At 71.8% G+C, this 20,400-nt stretch carries 20 protein-coding genes; 9 read left to right on the forward strand and 11 right to left on the reverse strand.

What is annotated here, in order from left to right; all coding sequences use genetic code 11:
* Positions 1-29: 29 nt before the first annotated feature.
* The 3 genes from pstA to pstS form a co-directional block, all read right to left on the reverse strand.
* A complete protein-coding gene (gene pstA, locus ACZ4WQ_RS37610) occupies positions 30-1,106 on the reverse strand; it encodes a phosphate ABC transporter permease PstA (protein ID WP_311724604.1) in 1,077 nt (358 codons plus the stop codon).
* Positions 1,107-1,245: 139 nt separating this feature from the next.
* On the reverse strand, positions 1,246-2,232 hold the full coding sequence (gene pstC / locus ACZ4WQ_RS37615) for a phosphate ABC transporter permease subunit PstC (protein WP_311724603.1): 987 nt from the start codon (positions 2,230-2,232) through the stop codon (positions 1,246-1,248).
* Between the two features lie 98 nt (positions 2,233-2,330).
* A complete protein-coding gene (pstS, locus tag ACZ4WQ_RS37620; protein ID WP_385347073.1) occupies positions 2,331-3,461 on the reverse strand; it encodes a phosphate ABC transporter substrate-binding protein PstS in 1,131 nt (376 codons plus the stop codon).
* A 334-nt stretch (positions 3,462-3,795) separates the two neighbouring features.
* On the opposite strand from pstS, the gene ACZ4WQ_RS37625 reads away from it, so the two are divergent.
* Together ACZ4WQ_RS37625 and ACZ4WQ_RS37630 are read left to right on the forward strand one after the other, a co-directional pair.
* Entirely contained in the window at positions 3,796-4,989 is a 1,194-nt protein-coding gene (locus tag ACZ4WQ_RS37625; protein WP_385347071.1) for a C40 family peptidase, read from the forward strand.
* 359 nt (positions 4,990-5,348) lie between these two features.
* Entirely contained in the window at positions 5,349-6,581 is a 1,233-nt protein-coding gene (locus ACZ4WQ_RS37630; protein WP_311724600.1) for a PP2C family protein-serine/threonine phosphatase, read from the forward strand.
* Positions 6,582-6,664: 83 nt separating this feature from the next.
* Here ACZ4WQ_RS37630 and ACZ4WQ_RS37635 read toward each other — a convergent pair whose 3' ends face one another.
* The 5 genes from ACZ4WQ_RS37635 to ACZ4WQ_RS37655 all read right to left on the reverse strand — a co-directional run bounded on the left by ACZ4WQ_RS37635 (position 6,665) and on the right by ACZ4WQ_RS37655 (position 9,834).
* Complete coding sequence (locus tag ACZ4WQ_RS37635) at positions 6,665-7,009, reverse strand: DUF2516 family protein (RefSeq protein WP_311724646.1); 345 nt, start codon at positions 7,007-7,009, stop codon at positions 6,665-6,667.
* Positions 7,010-7,146: 137 nt separating this feature from the next.
* Entirely contained in the window at positions 7,147-7,773 is a 627-nt protein-coding gene (locus ACZ4WQ_RS37640) for a hypothetical protein (RefSeq protein ID WP_311724599.1), read from the reverse strand.
* An 18-nt stretch (positions 7,774-7,791) separates the two neighbouring features.
* Positions 7,792-8,223 carry a helix-turn-helix domain-containing protein gene (locus ACZ4WQ_RS37645; RefSeq protein ID WP_352133453.1) on the reverse strand — a complete coding sequence of 144 codons (432 nt, stop codon included), beginning with the start codon at positions 8,221-8,223 and terminating at the stop codon, positions 7,792-7,794.
* Between the two features lie 104 nt (positions 8,224-8,327).
* Positions 8,328-8,999: a class I SAM-dependent methyltransferase gene (locus ACZ4WQ_RS37650; RefSeq protein WP_398377615.1), complete on the reverse strand. Its 672-nt coding sequence runs from the start codon at positions 8,997-8,999 to the stop codon at positions 8,328-8,330.
* Between the two features lie 55 nt (positions 9,000-9,054).
* Positions 9,055-9,834 (reverse strand): IclR family transcriptional regulator, encoded by a 780-nt coding sequence (locus ACZ4WQ_RS37655; protein ID WP_361192216.1) that lies wholly within the window; start codon positions 9,832-9,834, stop codon positions 9,055-9,057.
* A gap of 207 nt (positions 9,835-10,041) precedes the next feature.
* Here ACZ4WQ_RS37655 and ACZ4WQ_RS37660 point away from each other — a divergent pair, with 207 nt between their 5' ends.
* From ACZ4WQ_RS37660 to ACZ4WQ_RS37680, 5 genes are all read left to right on the forward strand, one after another.
* Positions 10,042-10,518 (forward strand): YqfO family protein, encoded by a 477-nt coding sequence (locus ACZ4WQ_RS37660; protein ID WP_358847838.1) that lies wholly within the window; start codon positions 10,042-10,044, stop codon positions 10,516-10,518.
* Positions 10,519-10,780: 262 nt separating this feature from the next.
* Entirely contained in the window at positions 10,781-12,145 is a 1,365-nt protein-coding gene (locus tag ACZ4WQ_RS37665) for an amino acid permease (RefSeq protein ID WP_398377617.1), read from the forward strand.
* The gene (locus ACZ4WQ_RS37670) at positions 12,142-12,825 is read left to right on the forward strand and encodes an HAD hydrolase-like protein (protein ID WP_311724594.1); all 684 of its coding nucleotides are present in this window, start codon (positions 12,142-12,144) and stop codon (positions 12,823-12,825) included. Before ACZ4WQ_RS37665 ends, ACZ4WQ_RS37670 begins: the two co-directional genes overlap by 4 nt.
* 58 nt (positions 12,826-12,883) lie before the next feature.
* Positions 12,884-13,675: a cyclase family protein gene (locus ACZ4WQ_RS37675; protein ID WP_311724593.1), complete on the forward strand. Its 792-nt coding sequence runs from the start codon at positions 12,884-12,886 to the stop codon at positions 13,673-13,675.
* A gap of 79 nt (positions 13,676-13,754) precedes the next feature.
* Positions 13,755-14,207 carry an Lrp/AsnC family transcriptional regulator gene (locus ACZ4WQ_RS37680; RefSeq protein ID WP_311724592.1) on the forward strand — a complete coding sequence of 151 codons (453 nt, stop codon included), beginning with the start codon at positions 13,755-13,757 and terminating at the stop codon, positions 14,205-14,207.
* Here the strand turns inward: ACZ4WQ_RS37680 and ACZ4WQ_RS37685 are convergent.
* Together ACZ4WQ_RS37685 and ACZ4WQ_RS37690 are read right to left on the reverse strand one after the other, a co-directional pair.
* Positions 14,188-15,618 (reverse strand): aldehyde dehydrogenase family protein, encoded by a 1,431-nt coding sequence (locus ACZ4WQ_RS37685; protein WP_398377619.1) that lies wholly within the window; start codon positions 15,616-15,618, stop codon positions 14,188-14,190. The genes ACZ4WQ_RS37680 and ACZ4WQ_RS37685 overlap by 20 nt on opposite strands.
* Complete coding sequence (locus ACZ4WQ_RS37690; protein ID WP_398377621.1) at positions 15,611-16,717, reverse strand: homoserine dehydrogenase; 1,107 nt, start codon at positions 16,715-16,717, stop codon at positions 15,611-15,613. Before ACZ4WQ_RS37690 ends, ACZ4WQ_RS37685 begins: the two co-directional genes overlap by 8 nt.
* A gap of 172 nt (positions 16,718-16,889) precedes the next feature.
* On the opposite strand from ACZ4WQ_RS37690, the gene ACZ4WQ_RS37695 reads away from it, so the two are divergent.
* A complete protein-coding gene (locus ACZ4WQ_RS37695; protein WP_398377624.1) occupies positions 16,890-17,675 on the forward strand; it encodes an IclR family transcriptional regulator in 786 nt (261 codons plus the stop codon).
* 99 nt (positions 17,676-17,774) lie between these two features.
* Positions 17,775-18,887: a MerR family transcriptional regulator gene (locus tag ACZ4WQ_RS37700; protein ID WP_398377626.1), complete on the forward strand. Its 1,113-nt coding sequence runs from the start codon at positions 17,775-17,777 to the stop codon at positions 18,885-18,887.
* A 27-nt stretch (positions 18,888-18,914) separates the two neighbouring features.
* On the opposite strand, the gene ACZ4WQ_RS37705 is transcribed toward ACZ4WQ_RS37700, so the two are convergent.
* Positions 18,915-20,324, reverse strand: a complete 1,410-nt coding sequence (locus ACZ4WQ_RS37705) for a threonine synthase (protein WP_398377628.1) — start codon at positions 20,322-20,324, stop codon at positions 18,915-18,917.
* Positions 20,325-20,400 lie beyond the last annotated feature (76 nt).

The following is a 20,400-nucleotide window of genomic DNA, read 5'->3' on the forward strand; positions in this document are numbered from 1 at the left end:
GAATCACTTCTCTTCTTCGTGGCGTGGCCTCAGCGGCCGGACTTCGGGGCCTTCCAGCGGGCGACACCGCGGGCGAGCAGGTTGAGGATCATGACGAAGGCGATCAGGACGAGCGCCGCCGCCCAGGCCCGGTTGTACGAGGCATCGTTACCGAGCTGCCACTGCTCGTACACGTAGTACGGGAGCGAGGACTGCGCGCCGTCGAAGGGGTTGTTGTTGATCCCCGTGGCGCCGAACACCAGCAGCATGATCGGGGCCGACTCACCGGCGATACGGGCGACCGCGAGCATCACACCCGTGATGATTCCGCCGATCGCGGTGGGCAGCACCACCTTGAGGATGGTGCGCCACTTGGGCACGCCCAGCGCGAGGGAGGCCTCGCGCAGCTCGTTCGGGACGAGCTTGAGCATCTCCTCCGTCGAGCGGACGACGATCGGCATCATCAGGATGGCCAGGGCCATCGCGCCCGCGAAGCCGGAGTAGTCGAAGTCCAGGATGATGATCCAGAAGGTGAGGATGAACAGACCGGCGACGATCGAGGGGATGCCGGTCATGACGTCCACGAAGAAGGTCACGGCCTTGGCGAGCCGGCCGCGCCCGTATTCCACCAGGTAGACGGCGGTCAGCAGGCCGATCGGGGCCGCGATGGCGGTGGCGATGCCGACCTGCTCCAGCGTGCCGATGATCGCGTGGTAGACGCCGCCGCCGGGGAGGATCGTCTGCACGCCCTCCATGGAGTGGCCGAGGAAGTAGCCGTCGAGGACCGTGCGGCCCCGGTCGACGGTCTCCCAGATCAGCGAGATCAGCGGGATCACCGCGAGCAGGAAGCAGACCCAGATCAGGCTGGTGGCCAGCTTGTCCCTGGCCTGGCGGGAGCCCTCGACCTTGGCGGTCAGGCCGAACGAGATCACGACGAACAGCAGCGCGGCGATCAGACCCCACTGGGTCCTGCTGCTCAGATCGGCGGCGACGCCGATGCCGCAGCCCAGGGCGATGGCGAGCACCGCCAGGCCGATCGGGGTCCACTTGGGCAGCCGGGGCTGCTTGAGGGCCGGACGCGGGGCGTCACCGGCCACCGTGCTCTTGTCGATGACTGCGTTGCTCATGCGCCGCCCCTTTCGTTCACCCCGCTGCGCCAGCAGCTGCTCGATCCATCAGCGGCTCCGCCACGGGCACTGTCGCCCACGCGGCGCAGAGGCGCGGCTATCGCGGTCGTCTGCGGCCCGGCGGCCGCGTGTGCGTCGTTCACGCGGCGGCTCCCGAGTACTCCTTGCGGCGGGCGATGATCAGCCGCGCGGCGCCGTTCACCAGCAGAGTGATGACGAACAGCACCAGACCGGAGGCGATCAGCGCGTCACGCGCGGGGCCGTCGGCCTCCTTGAAGTGGCTGGCGATGTTCTGGGCGAAGGTGCCGCCGCCCGGGTCCAGCAGGCTGGCGTTGATCAGGTAGCTGGGGGACAGCACGGTGGCCACGGCCATCGTCTCGCCGAGCGCGCGGCCCAGGCCCAGCATGGAGGCGCTGATGATGCCGGAGCGGCCGAAGGGGAGCACCGACATCCGGATGACCTCCCAGCGCGTCGCGCCGAGCGCCAGCGCGGCCTCCTCGTGCATCTGCGGGACCTGGCGGAAGACCTCGCGGCTGACGCTGGTGACGATCGGGATGATCATGATCGCCAGCAGGATGCCGACGGTGAACAGGGAGCGCGCGGCGCCGTCGTTGTACTCGAAGATCTTGGTCCAGCCCAGGTACTCGTCGAGCCACTTGTACAGGCCGGTCAGGTGCGGGACGAGGAAGAGCCCGCCCCACAGGCCGTAGACGATGCTGGGGACCGCCGCGAGCAGGTCGACGACGTAGGCGACCGGGGTGGCCAGCCGGCGCGGCGCGTAGTGCGAGATGAACAGCGCGATGCCGACCGCGATCGGTACCGCGATCACCATCGCGATGATCGAGCTGACGATCGTGCCGTAGGCGAGGACGGCGATGCCGAAGACCATCGGCCGGGAACTGGTGTTCCACTCGAAGGTGGTGAGGAAGTTCCCGTGGTTGTCGGAGAGGGCGGAGGCGGCGCGCACGGCGAGGAAGACCGCGATCGCGGCCATGATCACCAGCAGCAGCACGCCGGAGCCCCGGGAGAGTCCGAGGAAGATCTTGTCACCGAATCGGCCGGTGCTGCGCGTCCTGACCTTGGCCGATGGGTCTGTGGGGGATGTGGGTTCTATGTCCGTTTTCATGGGTTCTCCGGTCTGCGGAGCCGTGGGGTGGGGCTCCTTGCGGCGGTGCACCGGACGGTGCGGCCGGCTCCCATGCTTTGGAGCCGGCCGCACTCGGGTCAGGAGAGGCTCGAGACGCTCTCGCGGACCTTCGTGGCAATCTCGGCCGGCAGCGGGGCGTAGCCCAGCTCCTTCAGCGAGGTCTGGCCGTCCTCGCTCGAGACGTAGGTCAGGAACGACTTGGTGGCGGCGAGGGTGTCGGACTTGTTGCCCTTGTCGCAGGCGATCTCGTACGTCACCAGCGTAATCGGGTACGCGCCTTCTGCCTTGGTGTCATATGCCAGGTCGAGGGCGAGGTCCTTGCCGGTGCCCTTGACCTTGGCCTCGGAGATGGCCTTGGAGGCGTTGTCGACGGTGGCCTGGACCGGGGCAGCGGCGCCGGTGTTCAGGTCCACGGTCTTGATGCTGCTGGCGGTCGCGTACGACAGCTCGAAGTAGGAGATCGCACCGGAGACCTGCTTCACCTGCGAGGAGACGCCCGCGGAGCCGTCCGCGGCCTGGCCGCCCTTGCCCTCCCAGGCCTTGCCCGGCTCGTGCGGCCACGCCGAGGGGGCGGCGGCCTTGAGGTACTTGGTGAAGTTGTCCGTGGTGCCGGAGTCGTCCGAGCGGTGGAACGCCTGGATCTTGAGGTTCGGCAGGTTGACGCCCTTGTTGAGCTTCTTGATGGCGTCGTCGTTCCAGTTCGTGATCTTCGAGTCGAAGATCTCGGCGAGGGTCTTGGCGTCCAGGGTCAGCTTGTCCACGCCGGGGACGTTGAAGCCGACGGCGATCGGGCCGCCGACCATGGGCAGGTTGATGCCCTGGCCGCCGCCCGTGCACATCTTCTTGGAGGACGCGACCTCTTCGGGCTTGAGCGCCGAGTCGGAGCCCGCGAAGGCGGTCTTGCCCTGGAGCCACTCCTGGATGCCCGCGCCCGAGCCGGTGGCCTTGTAGTTGATCTTGACGTCCTTGCAGGCGGCGCCGAAGTTCTTGACCCACAGGTCCATGGCGTTCTTCTGGGCGGACGACCCGGAGGCCAGCAGCTGACCCTTGCCGTCACACTTGATGTTGCTGGCCGCCTTGGTGCCGCCGTCGCCGCCCGAGGAACCGCTGTTGTTGTCGGAGCCGCACGCGGTGAGGACCAGGGCGCCGGAGACGGCGAGGGCACCGGCGGCGATGGCGCGAAGCCGGTTGTTGCGCTGAAGCTTCACTTTCGGGTTTTCCTTCCAGGAGCCGCCGGTGGGGACGGCGCACAAGTCTGCTCGGATGGACAGGCCATGCCATGGGCGCGACCCGCACTCTGTAGGGCTGAAATTAGGCAGATCAGGTGACGCAGCTGATGGGCACGGGTGAACGGAGGGTGAACCTCGGCCGTCAGGGTGGTGGCCCGGCTGAGGCCTCGGTTCCGGTTGAGCGGGGGTGAGAGCGGTGGTGAACGGCGCGTGACTCTGTCGGATTGAGGTACGGCATGTCACTATCCGTCCCTACGTACCGGTAAGTCAGCTCTGGCGCGCGGGTTACGCGACGGCTCGTGGAGGTCCGCAGGTGATGAGGAAGCGGAAGGTGGGGCGGGGCGGCGGGGACGGCGAGGGAGGCACAGGAAGCAAGGGGAGCAGGGGAAGCAGGGGAGGCGGCGCGGGTGTCGCCGCGGCCACCGCGATCGTGTGCGCCGTGGGGCTGACGGCGGCGCCGGAAAGCGCGCAGGCCGCGCCCCGCGAGCCCAGGCCGGGCTCGCCCGCGGGCGCGGGATCCGGGGGCGCGGGATCCGGGGGTTCGGGGTCCGGCGGCTCGGGGTCCGGGAGCGACCGCCTGCGCCAGGTGCACCAGCGGGTGGAGACGCTCTACCGCAAGGCCGAGGCGGCCACCGACGCGTACAACCTGGCCCGCGAGAAACAGACCCGCCAGGAGAAACGCATCGTGAGGATCGCCCAGTCCGTGGTGAAGGCACAGAAGCGGATGGCGGGCCTGCGGCAGCGGGCCGGGGCGGTGGCCCGGGCCCAGTACCGGAACGGCGGAATCCCGCCAGAGGCGCAGCTGCTCCTCGGTGACGACCCCGAGGGCTTCCTCAACGACGTCACGCTCGCGCGCAAGGGCCAGCAGGCGACCCTTGGCCTGATGAACCAGCTGGAGAAGACGCAGGCCACGCTCGACGGCTATGCCAAGTCGGCCTCCCGGGAGTGGGAGCGGCTCGACTCCAGCCGCGCGAAGAAGGCCGCGGCGCGCAAGGAGATCCGGGCCAAGCTCGCCCGGGCCAGGCAGCTGGAGTCGCGGCTGCGGGCGAAGGAGCGGGAGCGGCTGCGGCAGCTGGAGGACGAGCAGCAGCGCCGGGCGCAGACGACCTGGCTGGGCTCCGGCATACTCCGCAAGATCGGCGGCAAGGCCACCTCGCAGGGGCGGCGAGCGGTGGAGTTCGCGACGGCCCAGCTCGGCAAGGACTATGTGTGGGGCGCGGAAGGCCCCGACACCTACGACTGCTCGGGGCTGACGCAGAAGGCCTGGGCCGCGGGCGGCCGTGCCATCCCGCGCACCTCGCAGGAGCAGTGGCGGCGGCTGCCGAGGGTGGGCGTCGAGCGGATGCGGCCGGGGGATCTGATCATCTACTTCAAGGACGCGAGTCATGTGGGGATGTATGTAGGGGACGGAGCGATCGTCCACGCGCCGCGCCCGGGGCGGCAGGTCACGGTCGCGGGTGCGGGCTCGATGCCGATCCTGGGCGTCGTACGTCCCGACGGGGGCTGAGCCCGCCGGATGTCGCGCCCGGTGTCGTACGTCCCGATGTGTCCGCATCCGACGGGGAGTCGAGTCCGGTGGGGGGTCGGGCCGGCCGGGGTTGAGCCGGGTGGGGGAAAGGACCGGTTACTAGCATCCACATCGGGCTGTTATCCGGTCATTTCACCTCGTGTCGGCGTGATGTTCGTCATCTCGCCGCCCCGCCCCGGCGCGTCAAGTCCCTTTTCTGCTTTGGCATATGACAAAAGTGGCTGTCCGAAGGTCATTCCGCTGGGGCCCGCCCTAGCGCTATGGTCGCCTCTCGGTGTCCGGCGCTGTGTCAGTTCGACAGGGTGCCGCACTCTCGGGGGGAGGGAAGGAATCGAGCGATGTCCGTACCCGCGACCGGGCAGCTGGAGGCGGAGGCCACCGAGGCCCGCCCCGCCGCGCCGCCCGACAACGGGCTCACCTTGCTGGTGATCGGGGAAGACCCGGCCGGCTCCTTCACTGTCCCCGAAATGCTGGACACCGAGGGCAACCGCGTCCGTATCCGCACCGCCCGCAACCTCACCGAGGCCCAGCGGCTGCTCACCGACGACGTCCAGTGCATCCTGCTGGACCTGGCCCTGCCCGGCCCCGGCAAGAAGGCGGAGGACGAGCTCGACTCCCTGCGCGCGGTGCTGCGGCTCGCGCCCGCCCACGCGGTCCTCGTGCTGACCGCCGTGGAGGACGGCGAACGCGCCGCCGAGGCCGTACGGGTCGGCGCCCAGGACTTCCTCTTCCGCGACGAGCTGGACGGACGGCTCCTCAGCCGCGCCATCCGCTACGCCGTCGAGCGCAAACGCTCCGACCTCGCCCAGCGCCAGCTGACCGAGTCCCGGCTGCGCGCCCAGGAGAACGCCCGGCTGGAACGCGGGCTGCTCCCCACCCCGCTGCTCCAGGGCTCGGGTCTGCGCTTCGCCGCCCGCTACCGGCCCGGCCGCAGCCGCGCCCTGCTGGGCGGCGACTTCTACGACACCGTCCGCACCCCGGACGGCACCGTGCACGCGATGATCGGCGACGTCTGCGGGCACGGCCCCGACGAGGCGGCCCTCGGCGTCGAGCTGCGCATCGCCTGGCGCGCACTGACCTTCGCCGGGCTCTGCGGCGACCAACTGCTCGGCACCCTCCAGCAGGTCCTGGAGAACGAGCGCGCCGACGACGAGATCTTCGCGACCCTGTGCACCGTCGACATCGCGCCGGACGGGCGGCGGGCCGGGGTGTGCCTGGCCGGCCACCCCGCCCCCCTGGCGGTGCGCCCCGGGCGGGCGCCGCGGCTGCTGCCCTCCGACGACAACGGCCCGGCGCTCGGCCTGCTGCCGGGCGCCCGCTGGCCGCGCCGGGAGATCCAGCTCGGCGGCTCCTGGAGCCTGATGATGTACACCGACGGGCTTATCGAGGGGCGCATCGGGAAGGGCGTGCAGCGGCTGGGCCAGGACGGGATGGTCGAGATCGTGACCCGCGGGCTGGCATCGGGGCTGCGCGGCGAGGAGCTGCTGGACAACACCGTCACCGAGGTGCGGACGCTCAACGGCGGGGAGCTGACGGACGACCTGGCCGTGCTGCTCCTGGACCGCGGCTGACGGTCGCGCGGCCGGCGGACCTGAGGCCGGCGGCCCTGCGGCTGACGGTCACGGCCACAGGGCCCCGCTCGTGATCGCTGCGCCTAGCGGCCGTTGAAGGGCCCGTACGGACCGTCGGAGCTGGAGCCGCGGCCGCGCCGCCAGTTGCGGCCGCCGCCGGAGACCTGCCGCAGCGCGGGCCGCACATCGACGAAGTACACGATGGTCGCGATGAGCCCGATGATCGGCAGGAAGTCGAGAATCCCCATGAAGAAGTTCACCGCGGCCGCGATCCCGAGGATGATCAGCCAGAAGGGCTTGGTCTGCTTGTCCGCGGCACGGTAGGCGTCCTCGCGGCGGATCGCCGCGTCGATGAAGGCGAAGAGGCTGAACAGGAGCAACCCCCAGGAGACCCAGTACAACAAATTGTTGAATCCCTGTACCAGCACGCCGTCCACCGCCTAGAAGATATGTATGGGAAGCGTTCCACCGGCCACCGTACCCGCTGGCAGGGCCGGGCACGCAGCGTGTGCCCGGCCCTGGGGTCCGGCTCCGGCGGACATCCGTCCCTCAGCCCTCGCCGCCCTCAGGCCTGGGCCTTCGGCGGGGTCTTCTTGGCGCCGGGGGCGGGCGCCGGGGCCGGCTTGCGGGCCGGGCTCTTCTTGGCGGCGGCAGCGGGGGCGGGGGTGGCCGGGGTGGCGGCGGGGGCCGGCTTGACCGCGGTCTTCGTGGCGTCCTTGGACGGCTCGCCCGCGACCGGGACCGGCCGCTCCTTGGGCTCGATGGCGTCGGCCATCTCCACCATCTCGTCGGCCGCCTCGCCGCGCCAGGTCTTGACGACCTCCTGGCCGTGCTCGGCCACCTCGTCGTACCGCTCCCGCGCCTTGACGGCCAGCTCGGCCGCGCGGCCCACGCCCTGGAGCGCCAGGTCCTGTGCCGTGTCGCGGAGCTTCTTCAGGTCGGTGTCGAGCGTGCCCAGCAGCTCGGTGACCTTCTCCTGGGCGTCCTTCGCCTGCTGGGTGACCCGGTCCTGAACGGCCTTCGGGTCGGTGTTCCGTACGGCGGCGAAGCGCTCGGGGGCCTCGGCGACGATCTTCTCGACCAGCGACGGGACCTCCTTGAGCTTCTGGGCGGCGAGGTCGGCCGTGCCCGCCACGAAGTACAGGGGGGTCGGGTCGGTGAGCGTCTTACGCACATCGTCGGTGATGGCCATGCTGATGGTCCTCCCGGATCATTTCGAGGGTTCGGCGTCGTCGTCGGCGCTGCCTGTGGCGGTTCCGGCGGGGGTTCCGGCGGGGGTGTCGCCCGCGGCGGGGTCCGGTGCGTTCTCCTTGCGGAAGGACTCGTAGATCTGGAGCAGCACCTGCTTCTGCCGCTCGTTGATCGACGGATCGGCGAGTATCACACTGCGCGTCTCCGTGTCGTCCCGGTCCCGCTCGTCGAGAATCCCGGCCTGCACATAGAGGGTCTCCGCGGATATCCGCAGCGCCTTCGCGAGCTGCTGGAGGATCTCCGCGCTCGGCTTGCGCAGCCCGCGCTCGATCTGGCTCAGATACGGATTGGACACCCCGGCGGCCTCGGCGAGCTGGCGCAGCGAGAGCTGCGCGCTGCGTCTCTGTTCCCGCAGGAACTCACCGAGGGTGCCGACGTTCAGTGATGCCATGCCTCCATGCTGCCGCATGAGTGCTAACTATTGCAAGCATTCGCTTGCAGCCGTGTCATCGGCGCCCGTTCCGGCACCCCCGTTCCGGCGGGCCGGGTCCGCCGTCATTCCGGTTTGCGGGCCAGGAACGTGGCGATCCGCCGCGTCATCCCCTCGTCCGGCTCCTGTATGACGCGCGTGGTGACGACCAGCCCGGCCCGGCCCAGCAGATCGGCGATCCGGTCCGCCGGCAGCAGGTAGGACTCGTACGACACCGGGCGGTTCCCGTAGGCCCGCGTCGGGCGGAGGCGCTCGTCGTTTCCGACGTAGCCGGCCATCATCAGATGGCCGCCGGGCGCGAGGGTGCGGTGGAACTCGGAGAACACGGTCGGCAGCCACTCCGGCGGTGTGTGGTGGGTGGAGTAGAAGGCCAGGATGCCGCCGAGTTCGGCGTTCCCGATCTTCAGGGCGGTCATCGAGCCCACGGTGAACCGCAGGTCGGGATAGGCCTCTTGGGCGTGCCTGATCATCTCCGGCGAGAGGTCGACGCCGAACGCGGACACCCCCAGTTCGGCCAGGTGCGCCGTCACCCGGCCGGGGCCGCAGCCCAGGTCGGCGACCGGGCCCCGGCCGGTGGCCCGGACGAGTTCGGCGAACGCGGTCAGCGTCGCGCGTGACAAGGGGTCCAGCTCGGCGGGTGTCTTGACGCGTGAGACGTACGCGTCGGCGACGGTGTCGTACGACTCGCGGACGGCGGTGAGGTAGGGGGCGTCGGGGGTGTCGGGGGTGTCGGTCACGCGGTGAAGCTACAGAACGGTGGCCAACGGAGGCCCGGGTGGGTCCGGTTGGGCGTCACACCCCTCGCAGGGCAGCCTCCAGCCGGCCGGCCCAGCGCAGCGCGGAGGCCGCCAACTCCTCCGTGCGCGGGGCGAGTCGGACGCGCGGGCCCACGACCTGGAGCGCGGCCACCACTTCGCCGCGGAAGTCGCGGACCGGGGCGGCGACCGAGTACAGGCCGGGCTCGGCTTCCTCGTCGACGATCGAGTAGCCCCGCTCGCGGGTGGCGGCGAGCCGCCGGAGGAAGTCGTCGACGCCGGTGGGTGTGTTGGGCCCGTGGCGTACGAAGTCGGTGCGGGCGAAGACGGCGGTGACTTCCTCGTCGTCGGCGTCGCTGAGCAGCGCCTGCCCGCAGTCGCTGCAATAGGCGGGGTAGGGGCGGCCGATCCAGGAGCCGACCTGCCTGCTGCCCTGCGGGACGCGTTCGGCGATCGTCACGGTCGCGTCGCCGGCCAGGACGCCCAGGTAGCAGCTCTCGCCGGTCTCGCCGACCATGCCCTCCAGCGCGGTCTGTCCGTCGGTGCGCAGGCGGTGCGCGGTGAGTTCCTGGGTGTCGGCGTAGAGCCGCCAGTGCAGGGCGAGCGCCCGGGGTGAGCCTCCCCCAGCTACCGCTGGGAGGTGCCCCCTGGCGACGAACTCCTCTTCCCGCATGGCGGCCAGGCCGCGGGAGAGCTGGCTGCGGTCGCGGGCCAGTTCGCGTGCGAGGTCGGTGGCCGAGGTGCGGCGGTGTCCTTCCGCTGTTCTGCGGGCGAGCGCCATCAGCACGTCCAGGCCCTTGCCCACGCTCGATTCCATGACCCCTCAGCCGTGTCGCCACGCCGCGCCGTGCGCCGTCCATGCGGCGCGATCAGCCATCGCCGACACCCTACTGCCCGCGCTGCCACCGTCCGCCTCTGAAAGTGTGCGTTATTTGCATCTTGCCGTGCGGTAGATGCACGCATAGCATCTCGCCATCGGTTTCCGCCGCCCCGTCGGGGCGCACGAGAAGGGACAGCGACAGCCATGACGGCGACGGTGACGTCCGCAGCCCACGCATACGGCCAGGGGCCGTGCCGCGCCGAATCGGCGATCCGCCGCCGGTCGGTACGGGCGATCAAGGTGTACTGGCCCGTCTCGCGGCAGACCCTGGCCGCCGTGGCGGCGGGGGATCTCGCGGCGCTCTACGAGGACGAGTCCCTGGCCGGGCTGTTCCGCGTCCTGGAGGGCTCGCCGGAGGTCGGAGACTTCGGCCTCTATACCGATGTCTTCGAGGTGGGGATCGGCGCCGAGGGATTCACCGCCGCGCCCGGGTCCACCCCCACCCTCGGCGCGGTCGGCTCCCGCTCGCTGTCCCCCACCCTCACCTTCACCACGTATATGGACGCCTCCGTCGCGGACGACGAGGTGTCCACCGTCCTCTCGCGCATCGTGGCCGCCCACCCCTGGGAGGTCCCGGTCGTCGAGCTCTCCGCACCCCTGGAGCTCGTTTCCCGCGCGTGAGTCCTCCGCGCTCCGAGTGAGCGGCTCGCGGCGCGCGGACCCCGCGCGGGCCGCGAGCGCCGAAGAGGTGGCACCACCCCTCCGCCACGCCGTGTCGTCCCCGTCACCGCCACCCCGAGGAAGTCATGTCATGACTACATCACTGCCGGCGGAGAGCCCGTCGGCCCAGGCAAGAGCGACCGACCACCCGCCCCAGGGCCCATCTCAAGGCGCGTCTCAAGGCGCATCCCAGGACGCGGCCCAGAGTTCACTGCGCCGCTCCATGACCAGCCGCCACCTCGTGATGATCGCGATGGGCGGGGTCATCGGCTCCGGGCTCTTCCTCAGCTCCGGCTACACCATCTCCCAGGCCGGCCCGCTCGGCGCGGTCCTCGCCTATCTCGTCGGCGCGTTCGTCGTCTACCTCGTCATGACCTGCCTGGGCGAGCTCGCCTGCGCCTACCCCGTCTCCGGCGCCTTCCATATCTACGCCTCGCGCTCGATCAATCCGGCGACCGGCTTCACCACGGCCTGGCTGTACTGGCTCACCTGGGCGGTCGCCCTGGGCTCCGAGTTCACCGCCTGCGGGCTGCTGATGCAGCGCTGGTTCCCCTCCGTCAGCGTCTGGGTGTGGTGTGTCGTCTGCGCCGCCGTGGTGTTCACCGTCAACGCGATCTCCGCCCGGGTCTTCGGCGAGACCGAGTACTGGTTCTCCCTCATCAAGGTCGCGGCCGTGGTCGCCCTCATCGTCCTCGGCGGCGCGGCGATCTTCGGCTTCCACCCGCTGTCCGACCAGCACGCGGCGTTCCCGCATCTGTTCGAGAACTTCGACACGCCCGGTGGCCTGTTCCCCCACGGGCTGTCCGGCGTCATGGTCACCGTCCTCGCCGCGTTCTACGCCTTCTCCGGCTCCGAGCTGATCGGCGTCGCCGCGGGCGAGACGGACGACCCGTCCCGGGCGGTGCCCAAGGCGCTGCGGGTGACGGTGATCAGGCTGCTGGTCTTCTTCGCCGGGGCGATCACGGTGATCGCCGCGATGATCCCGTACGACAAGGTCGGGCTGGACGAGAGCCCGTTCGTCACCGTCTTCACAACCATCGGGATCCCCTACGCGCCCGATGTGATGAACTTCGTGATCATCACGGCGCTGTTGTCCGCGGGCAACAGCGGCCTGTACTCCTGCGCCCGGATGCTGTTCTCGCTCGCCGAGGAGGGCCAGGCCCCGCAGCTGCTGCGGCGGCTGAACTCCCGGCAGATCCCGATGGCCGCCCTCGTGGTGAGCATGCTGGGCGGCCTCGCGTCACTGCTGAGCAGCGTGGTCGCGGCCCAGACCGTCTATCTCGTGCTGGTGTCGATCGCCGGGTTCGCCGCGGTGGCGGTGTGGATGTCGATCGCGGCCTCGCAGTTCTTCCACCGGAGAGCCTTCCTGCGCGCCGGCGGGGATGTGAAGACCCTGCCCTACCGCACCCCGCTCTATCCGGTCGTGCCCGTCCTGGCGTTCCTGCTCTGCCTGGTCTCCCTGGTCGGCGTCGCCCTGGATCCCGCCCAGGTCGCGGCCCTGTACTTCGGCGTCCCCTTCGTCGCCGCCTGCTACCTGTACTACTACCTGCGGCACCGCCGCAGGGGGAGCGGGACGACGGCCTCATGACCCCGACGCCGACCCCGCCCACCTGTCTGCTGCTCGATCTCGACGGCACCCTCGTCGACTCCGCCCCGGGGGTCCTCGCGAGCATCCACGCCGCGCTGTGCGAGGTCGGCGTCGTGGCCCCGGACCCCGGCGTGCTGCGGACGTTCGTCGGCCCGCCGATGTACGAGTCCTTCCGGCACCGGCTCGGCCTCGACGAGCCCACCGCGCTGCGGGCCCTGGCGGCGTACCGCGCGCACTACGCGGCGCACGGCGCCCTCGACAGCGCGCTGTACGACGGGATCGTGGAGGCGCTGAAGACGCTGGCCGCCGCGGGCCTGCCGATGGGGGTGGCGACCTCCAAGGTCGAGGACCAGGCGCGGCGGATCGTCGCCCACTACGGCCTGGACCCGCGGTTCGAGGCGGTGTGCGGCATCGACGACCGGGCGGGCCGCACCACCAAGCGGCAGGTGATCCGGGAGTGCCTGGCGCGGCTGGCCCGCCGCGGCGTCGACGTGTCGGCGCCGCTCATGGTCGGCGACCGGTCGTACGACGTCACCAGCGCCGCCGCCGAGGGGATCCCGGCCGTCCACGTGCTGTGGGGCTATGGGGACCGGTCGGAGTCGGCGGACGCCATCGCCTCGGTGGCCGAGCCCGCGGAACTGACGGACCTGCTGATCGCGGCCCGCGACCATGGCCGTTGAACAGCCACTGACGTGAAATCACCGGCATGGCACCAATGACGCGAAAGAGAACCAGCACATGAGCGACAGCAGCCCGCACCACACCACCGCCGCCGCCCCCACCCTGTGGTCGGCCTTTCGCGAGCTGACCGCGAAGGCGACGTACACGGACCTCACCCACGCCTTCCACCCCGGGCAGCCGCACTTCCCCGCCTTCCCCGACGAGCAGCGCGAGATGGTCTTCGACATGGACCGCGGGGACGGCTTCAACGTCCACCGCTACACACTCGTGGGCCAGTGGGGCACACATGTCGACCCGCCCGTGCACTTCGTCGCCGGGGCGCGCACGCTGGACCGGATCCCCGTGGAGGAGATGGTCCTGCCGCTGGTGGTGCTCGACATCACCGAGCGGGTGGCCGCCGACCCGGACGCGACCCCGACCCTGGACGACGTGGCGGCCTGGGAGGCGCGCCACGGCACCGTCCCCGCCGGGTCGTTCGTGGCGCTCCGCACCGGGTGGGGCCGGCGCTGGCCGGACCGGGACGCGATGGCCAACAAGGACGCGGCGGGCGTCAGCCACGCCCCCGGCTGGTCCGGCGAGGTGCTGCGGTATCTGTTCGAGGAGGCGGGCGTGACCGCGATCGGCCATGAACAGACCGACACCGACCCGGGCTCGGCCACCTCGGCCGGCGACTTCGGCCTGGAGCGGTACGTCCTCGCGCGTGACCGGTGGCAGATAGAGCTGATGGCCAACCTCGACCAGGTGCCCGAGGCGGGCGCGCTGATCGTCGCCACCTGGCCCAAGCCCCAGGGCGGCTCCGGGTTCCCGGCCCGCGTCTTCGCCCTGTGCCCGAACGACATGAATGACTGATTGCCCGAACGACCGGCGCACGGAGCCCCGGCGGACCCGAGTCCGCCGGGGTCTCGCCGTGCGCGGAACGGATACCGCGATGGACCGACCGGCCCTGGACGCGATCGACGAGAAGATCATCGCCGAACTCACCCGCAACGCCCGCCTGTCGCACGCCGAGCTCGGCCAGCGGGTGCTGCTGTCGCGGAACGCCGTACGGCAGCGGATCGACCGGCTGGAGCGGCAGGGACACATCCGCGGCTACACGCTGGTGCGCGGCGGGCACGAGGACGAGGACATCGCCTCGGCGCTCGTCCTCGTCTACCGCAAGGACCGGCTGCGCGGCGGCGAGGTGCTGGCGGCGCTCAAGCGCATCCCGGAGGTCGTCATCTGCGATGTGCTCAGCGGGGAGTTCGACCTGATGGTGCGGATCGAGGCCAGGTCCCTGGAACGCGTACAGGGCATCTGGGAACAGATCGCCCAGATGCCCGGTGTACGCGATACGGTCACGGCGCTGACGCTCTCGCGGGTGGTCAGCCGCCCGCGAGGTTGAGGCACACGACCTTCGGCTGCGTCATGTCCTCGTAGGCGAACCGCACGCCCTCGCGGCCCATGCTGCCGTACTTGAACCCGCCGAACGGCATGGCGTCGAACCGGTAGTCGGACGAGTCGTTGACCATCACCCCGCCCGCCTCCAGCAGCCGGGCCGCCGCCATCGCGCGGTCCAGGCTGGCGGTGAAGACGCCCGCGTGGAGGCTGAAGTCGATCTCGTTGGCGCGCGCCACGGCCTCCTCGAAGGAGTCGACCGGCTCCAGCGCCACGAGCGGCGCGAACGCCTCCTGCCGCCACAGGGCGCTGTCGGCCGGGACGTTCTCCAGCACGGTGGGGCTGTAGCGGCTCCCGTCGAGGTCGTTGCCGCACAGCAGCACCGCGCCCCGCGCGACGGCCTCATCGGCCTTCGCCTTCGCGGCCCGGGCCGCCAGGGGCGTGATCATCGGGCCGACATCGGTGTGCTCGTCGCGGGGGTCGCCGGTCCGCAGCGCCCTCGTCCTCGTGACGAACGCGGCGCGGAACTCGTCGTACACCTCCCGGGCGACCAGGATCCGCTGGGCGCCGATGCAGTTCTGGCCCGCGGCCCAGAACGCGCCGGACACACACGCCTCCACCGCGAGGTCGAGGTCCGCGTCGGCGAGCACCAGGACCGGCGCGTTGCCGCCGAGGTCCATGGCGAGCTTCTTCAGCCCGGCCTGGCGCGCGATGGCCTCCCCGGTCGCGAAGCCGCCGGTGAACGAGACCATGCGCACCTCGGGGGCGGCGACGATCGCGGCGCCGAGGTCCGCGCCGCCGTTGACGACGGTGATCACCTCATCCGGCAGCCCGGCCTCGACGAGGGTGTCGACCAGCCGCAGCGCGGACAGCGGGGTCAGGTCGGAGGGTTTGAGGATGACGGCGTTGCCGCCCGCGACGGCCGGCCCGAGCTTGTGGGCGACCAGGTTGAGGGGGTCGTTGTAGGGGGTGATCGCGGCGATGATGCCCAGCGGCTCCCGCGTGAACCAGCCCTGGCGGTCCTCGGACCCCTCGTACGCGTCGAAGGGCACCACCTCGCCCGCGTTCCGGCGGGCCTCGGCGGCCGACAGCGCCAGGGTGTTCACCGCGCGGGCGGTCTCCTTGCGGGCCTGGGCGATGGTCTTGCCCGCCTCGGCCACGATCAGCCGGGCGAAGGACTCGGCGCGCTCGGAGACCAGCCGGGCCGCGCGGTCCAGCACCGTGGCCCGGGCGGCCCGCGAGAGGGCCGCGGCGGTGGCGCGCCCGCGGCGGGCGCGGGCCATGACCTCGTCGACGGCGTCCGCCGTTGTGGCGCAGACCGACCCGATGACCTCGTCCGTGTACGGGTTGCGCACGGCGACGAAGCCGTGGTCGTCGTCGCCGGTGTGCGGGAGAGCGGCGAGAGTGGTGTCAGTCACGGAGGGCCTCCTGGAGGACGCGTCCTGCGGCGGCAGCGGGGGCGATGGGGCCGGTGCCGTGCCGCTGGTGGATGGCGATGATGTCCGACAGCAGGGCGTACGCGGTCTCGGTGCGCCCGGCGCCGGGGCCGGAGACGGTGACGGTGCCGAGCAGATCGGTGTGGAAGGCCACCGCGTTCACGGCGCCGCCGACCGAGGCCAGCGGGTGCTCGACCGGCAGCGCGACCGGCGCCACGCGCGCGTCGACGCCTCCGTCCGCGCGGCGGGCGACCGAGCCGATCAGCTTCCACCGCAGCCCCCGGGCCGCGGCGTCCCGCATGTCCGCCGGGGTGAGCCGGGTGATCCCCTCCCGGGCGATGTCGTCGCGGGACAGCGTGGCGCCCAGCACCTCATGGGCGAGGATCGCGACCTTCAGCTGTACGTCGAAGCCCTCGACGTCCGCCGTGGGATCCGCCTCGGCATAGCCCGCTTCCTGGGCCTCCTTGACGGCGTCGGCGAAGCCGACCCCCTCTTCGAGCCGGCCGAGGATGTAGTTCGAGGTGCCGTTCATGATGCCCTCGACGCCGGTGACGCGGGCACCCGCGAGCAGCCGGTCCGCCGTACGCAGCACCGGCGTGCCGCTGAGCACGGTCCCCTCGAACTCGAAGCCGACGCCGCGCTCCGCCGCGAGCCGCTTGAGCGCGTCGCAGTGCAGGGCGACCGGGCCCTTGTTGGTGGTGCACACGTGCTTGCCCGCCTCCAGCGCCCAGCGCACATGCGACAGCGCGGGCTCGCCGTCGGCCGGGTTGGTGAACGTGGCCTCGGCGACGATGTCGGCGGGCACGGACCGGATCACCCACTCGTTGCGCGGATCGGCGCTGCCGCCCTCCAGGCCGGAGAAGTCGAGCTCGCCCGGCGCCACCGCGAGCAGCGGCGCCAGGTCGATACCGTCGGCCCGCACCAGGGACCCGGCCCGCAGGTCGGTGATCGCGACCACCCGCAGGCCGAAGCCCAGCTCCTCGGACAGCTCGTCGCCACGCTCGGCGATCAGTTCGGCGAGCGCGCGGTTGACGCCACCGAATCCGATCAGGGCGAGGTCGTATCGGGTCATCAGCGTCATCAGCATCTCCTTCGGTTGTGACCTCGCCCAGCGTCACCTCCGCGCCTGTCATCGCGGCCATGCCGAAGCGACCGGCGGAGATGCCGATGTGCACCGTCCCGCGAGCGGTTGTCCTGCGGCGGCCGCGGATCACGTGGGGATCACGTGGGGATCACGTTGCTAAAGTGAGGCCGTGACAGCGAACCCGCCGAAGGCCCAGGCGGCGTCCTCGCTGCGTACCGGCCTCCAGATCATCAACGCGGTCCTGGAGCGGGAGACCTCCGGGCGCACCGGGTTCAACGTCGCCAGGCTCGCCCAGGAGATCGGCATCGACCCCAGCAAGGCCTCCCGGATGACCCAGGAGCTGTGCGACCGGGGGTTCCTGGAGCGCCGTGAGGACTCCACACTGCGCGTCGCCGCCGGGTTCCACGAGCTGGGCCGGGCCCTCAACCACGGCCTGCTGCGCGGGTCCCGGCCGGTCCTTCGCCGGCTCGCGATCGAACACGGGGCCGGCGCCCGGCTCTCGGTGCGCGACGGTGTGCTCGTCCGGCTGCTGCGCGCGGAGGCGGCAGCGGCAGCCGAGCCATGGCCCGTCAGGGCCGGCCTGGTCACCCCCTGCTGGTGCACGGGGGCGGGGCGCGCGCTGCTGCTCGACCACTCCGGCGACGAGATCGCGGCGCTGCTCCAGGGGTACGAGCTGATCGGCGTCGGCGGGCCCAACGCCGCACACTCCGCCGACGAGCTGGCAGCGGCCAACGACCGCGACCGGCCGGGCGGGATGGTCGCCGCGCACGGGGAGTTCGAGCACGGCATCACCGAGTACGCCGTACCGGTGCGGGACGGCCAGGGCCAGATCTTCGCGGCGCTCGCGGTCCTGGGCCGGCAGACGGACCTCCGGCCGCGGGAGGAGACGATCCGCGCCGATCTGACCGCCTCGGCCGCCGCGCTCGGGCGGCTCATCGACGTCGCCACGCCGTAGCCGACCGCTCTTCCTCCTTGCCCTCCTCCTTGACCTTGTCCTTGGGGGAGGCCACAGCATCGATGTGCCGGGCGAGGCGCCCGGCGCGAGGAGGCGGACATGGGCCTGCTGACCATCGGGGCGTTCGCGAAGGCGTCCCGGCTGTCGCCGAAGGCGCTGCGGCTGTACGACGAGCTGGGGCTGCTGTCCCCGGCCCGGGTCGACCCGGCGACGGGCTACCGGCTCTACGCACCGGAGCAGCTCGAACGGGCCCGGCTGGTGGCCTGGCTGCGCCGCCTGGGCATGCCGCTGGCCCGCATCGGCGAGGTCTGCGAGCTGCGCGAGGTGGACGCGGCCGCGGCGGCGCGCGAGGTCCGGGCCTACTGGGCCCAGGTGGAGGCCGAGACCGCCGCCCGGCGAGACCTGGCCGCCTTCCTCGTCGACCATCTGTCATGGAAGGACCCCGACATGTCCCCGACCACCAAGCCCCTGGGAATCCGCTACGCCGCGCTGTCCGACACCGGCCTGGTCCGCGAGAGCAACCAGGACACCGCCTACGCCGGGTCCCGTCTGCTCGCCGTCGCCGACGGCTTCGGCGCGGGCGGCGCACCGGCCGGCGCGGCCGCCGTCCAAGTGCTCAAACGCCTGGGCGTCGAGGGCGTCGCCGAGGGCGTCGGCGCGGGCGTCCCGGTGGGCGGGATCCTCAACGCGCTGGAGGACGCCGTCGAGCAGGCGGGCCACGCCGTGCGCGACATCGCCGGAGCCGACCCCGCGCCGCGGGAGGTGGGCACCACGCTCACCGCGCTGCTGTGGACCGGATCCCAGCTGGCCATGGTGCACATCGGGGACTCCCGCGCGTACCTCGTGCGGGACGGCGGGCTCTTCCAGATCACCCACGACCACACCCTCGTCCAGTCGATGGTCGACGAAGGGCGGCTCACCCCGGAGGAGGCCGCCTCCCACCCGCAGCGCTCCCTGCTGGCGCGGGCCCTGACCGGAGAGGCCGGGGCCACCGCCGACATACGTCTGCACGACGCCCGGCCCAGGGACCGCTATCTGCTCTGCTCCGACGGGCTGTCCGCCGTGGTGCCGACCGAGGACATACGCGGGGTGGTCACCTCGGCCCGCGATCCCGAGGGGGCGGTGCGCGAGCTCGTCGCTCTGGCCAACCGGGCGGGCGGCCCCGACAACGTCAGCTGCGTGGTCGCCGATGTTCTGGAGCCGGAGGAGTGACGTGGTCCGGGGCGCCCGAGCCGACGGTCATCGGGACAGCGCCCCCGCCACGGCGCCCCAGTCCGCGGGCATGGGCGGGTAGGTACGGGTGCCGGTGGCGCTGTCCTTGAAGCCGCTGGAGGTGGCGATGCACACGACGGGGCCGCCCGTGTCGGGGGTGTTCTGCGGGCCGGCCGCCGGGCCGTCGTGGTGGGCGCGCAGCGCGGCAAGCCCGGCGGCGGAGGACAGCTCGACCCACATGCCCTGGGCGGAGAGTTCGGCGCGGGCGGCGGCCATCTGCTCGTCGGTGACGGTCAGTGCCTCGCCCCGGCTCTCGCGTACGGCGACCACCCCGCGGTAGCCGCCCACCGGGCAGGCGATCCCGTACGCCTCGGTCGGGCCGACCGGGACCTCGGTGGCGGAGCGGCCGGTGCGGATCGCGGTGGCCAGCGCGCCCGCGGCGGCGGGTTCGCACGCGTACAGCCGGGGGACGCGGTCGGCCAGGCCCAGCAGGGTCAGCTCGTGGAAGCCCTTCCAGACGCCGAAGAGCAGCTCGCCGTAGCCGGTGGGCACGTACACCGCCTCGGGCGTCTCGCCGAGGTCCAGGAAGATCTCGTACGCGATGGTCTTGTAGCCCTCGGGGCCGAAGGGGTGGCCGGTGTGGGCGTTGTCGGTGAGGCTGCTGACGGGGTGGTAGCCGAACTCCGCCACCACGCGCCGCGCCAGCGGTCGCAGCGACTCGCGGGGGACGGTGAGCACCGTGGCCCCGTACGCGCGCACGAAGGAGGCGACGGCGGGCGGGGCGTGCGGCGAGGTGAACACGGCGCACGGCAGACCGGCGCGAGCCGCGTAAGCCGCCGCCGAGGCGCCGTGGTTGCCGGAGGAGCACACCACGACGCCGCGCGCCCCGCTCGACTTCGCGGCGCTGACGGCGACGCGGTTGAGCCGGTCCTTGTGGCTCCACGTGGGGTTGCGCGACTCGTCCTTGACGTAGACGCCGTCCGCCAGCCGGACCAGGGGTGTGTTCCCCTCGCCGAGCCCGGGGGCGGACAGCGGCGGGAGCAGCGGGGCCCAGCGTTCGAGGCCGTGCGCGGCGGGGCGGTCGAACAGGTCGGCGGGCACCCGGTCGTAGGCGTAGTCGACCTCCAGCGGGTACGCGACCGCGTCGGTGGAGGTGCGCGGGCAGCCGTTGGTGAGCGGTGGCCACAGGGAGTAGTGGATCGTGGGATCCCCCAGGGACCGCTGACCGGTCGCGAGCGACAGCGAGTGGGCCCGCGAGCGGGCGCGCGAGGCCGTGGGCTGTGCGGGTGGGGCCTTGGGCTGTGCCGGTGGGGTGTCGGCCTGTGTGAGGTCGGTCTGTGTGGGGTTGTGGGGTGTGGGATTGGGGCCCGTGGGGCGGGAATTGGACCGTGTGGCGCGGGAGTTGGGCGGGGCGGGCCGGGAGCTGGGCTGTTGCATGGCCCGGATCATGCCAGGCTTGCTGGTCAGACGCCCGACGCCGCCGTAGGGCCAGGGGCCGGGGCTCGGCTCATGG

The organism is Streptomyces sp. NPDC028305 (genome assembly GCF_055569495.1).